Genomic DNA, 2,058 nt, shown 5'->3' with positions numbered 1-2,058 from the left:
ATGGGCATTAAAATGGCCGCCCCGCTGTTTCAGAACGAGCGTTTCTTCCGCGAGAACGGCGTGCACGTGTTCAGCTCCAACTACGAGCTGTACGGTGACATGTCGGCGCGCATGATGGCCATACTGGGAGAGATGGCGGCGGGGCAGGAAGTCTATTCCATCGATGAGAGCTTTCTGGACGTGACCGGGATTGGCAGCCTGATCCCGCTGGAGTCGTTCGGCCAGCAGATGCGTGCGCGCATCCGGCAGGAAACGGGGCTGATGATCGGCGTGGGCTTCGGGCCGACCAAAACGCTGGCGAAGCTCGCCAACCACGCGGCCAAAAAGTGGACGAAGACTCAGGGCGTGGTGGATTTGTCCGACCGGAGCCGGCAGCGGAAGCTGCTGCAGCTGACTGACGTCAGCGACGTCTGGGGCATCGGGCGGCGCATCAGCGTGCGCATGAACCAGCTGGGCATCACCACGGCTCTGCAGCTGGCCGACAGCAACGCCAGCATGATACGAAAGAACTTTGACGTCATCACCGAGCGCACCGCGCGCGAGCTGAACGGAGAGTCCTGCCTGGCGCTTGAGGACGCACCGCCGCCGAAGCAGCAGATAGTGAACTCGCGCTCCTTCGGGCAGCGCGTCACGCGTCTGGAGGACATGCAGCAGGCGGTGGTGCTTTACGCCACGCGCGCGGCGGAAAAGCTCAGGGAGCAGGACGCCCGCTGCCGGCACATCAGCGTCTCTATCGCCACGGGCCGGCACGGGGAAGGGCCGCAGTACTCGAACTCCGCATCGTGCATCTGCGACTATCCGACGAATGATACGCGGGACATCATTGATTCCGCGTTGCGGGGTCTGGGTACTATCTGGCGTGACGGCTACCGGTACGCGAAGGCCGGCGTCATGCTGGGTGATTTTTATCACTCTGGCGTGGCGCAGTTCGACATGTTCAGCGAGCAGCTGCCGCGCGCCAACGCTGACGCACTGATGGCGGCGCTGGACGGCATCAACCGTTCGGGCCGGGGAAAGGTGTGGTTTGCGGGCCAGGGGGCTCAGGACAGCAGCTGGCAGATGAAGCGCGAAATGCTGTCTCCACGGTACACCACGCGACTGCGCGATATCCCGGTTATTAAATAATACCCGATGACAGCCAGACGTCATGTATTCTTGCAACGGCAGACTAAGGTCCGCTATGAGTAAGGAACGGACATTTTCTCATCAAGATTTGCAGCCTGGACAAGTTTGTCAGGTCAATTTAAAAAGGGACTTTTAATTGTAGATTGATCGATCTACAATAATGCTCACTTATGGAGGATTATATGAAAGCATCTGTTGGTAGACCCCGAGAATTCGATCCTGAAACATTTCTCAATACCGCGCTGGAATGCTTCTGGCAAAAAGGATATCGGGCAACATCAATGTCCGACCTCATGAAAGCCTCTGGTCTTGCAAGCGCAAGTATCTATAAGCTTTACCCTGATAAACGCACAATCTATCTCGCGGCCTTACAGCAATACATGGATGAAGGTGTTTCCAGAGCAGCAGAACGCGATGCGGAGTTATCTCCAGAAAAGGCATTGCGCGAAACGTTAGAATTTGTAGCGCTTTTATCATCTTCTCCTGATGGAGAAAAAGGTTGTTTTACCATTGCCGCGGCCAGTGAACTTCTACCGGGTGATGCAGAGATAAAAAGTAAGGTTCATCATAAATTCAATTCAATAATCAATCAGTTGGAGAAAATATTATGCAGAGGTCAGACGCAGCAGCTTTTTCGGTGCGATGAAAGCCCACGAACAATGGCAATAAGCATTTTTATGATGCTGGAAGGGATGCGAGTTTACGGGAAAATTCAGCCCGAAATTGACGAACTCAAAAGGTGTAACGAATTTATTGTCAGATCGGTGCTCTTAAACAGAAATGAAGATGGGAAAGGCTTCTCTAGACAGGCATCAACATGATGGAGGTGGGCACAATTGTTCGGCGTCAAAAAAGAAGAAATACAATGGTTGTGCTCGAATGTGAAAATGGCATGGCTTTATGTGGTTGGGTCGATAAGGGAAAGTTTTTTAA

2 protein-coding genes are annotated in these 2,058 nt (G+C 53.7%); both read left to right on the top strand.

Features of this window, described 5'->3' with window-relative positions; all coding sequences use genetic code 11:
* A partial coding sequence (gene umuC / locus FT726_RS26930) for a translesion error-prone DNA polymerase V subunit UmuC (protein ID WP_346303812.1) occupies nt 1-1,125 on the top strand: 1,125 nt, incomplete at its 5' end.
* A 182-nt stretch (nt 1,126-1,307) separates the two neighbouring features.
* On the top strand, nt 1,308-1,946 hold the full coding sequence (locus FT726_RS26925; RefSeq protein WP_346303811.1) for a TetR/AcrR family transcriptional regulator: 639 nt from the start codon (nt 1,308-1,310) through the stop codon (nt 1,944-1,946).
* Nucleotides 1,947-2,058 lie beyond the last annotated feature (112 nt).

Origin of the sequence: Pantoea sp. Morm, from assembly GCF_016643525.1 — a bacterium.
Lineage (GTDB): Bacteria > Pseudomonadota > Gammaproteobacteria > Enterobacterales > Enterobacteriaceae > Pantoea > Pantoea dispersa.
The sequence above is the reverse complement of the archived record's forward strand: the minus strand, read 5'-3'. Positions and strand labels throughout refer to the sequence as shown.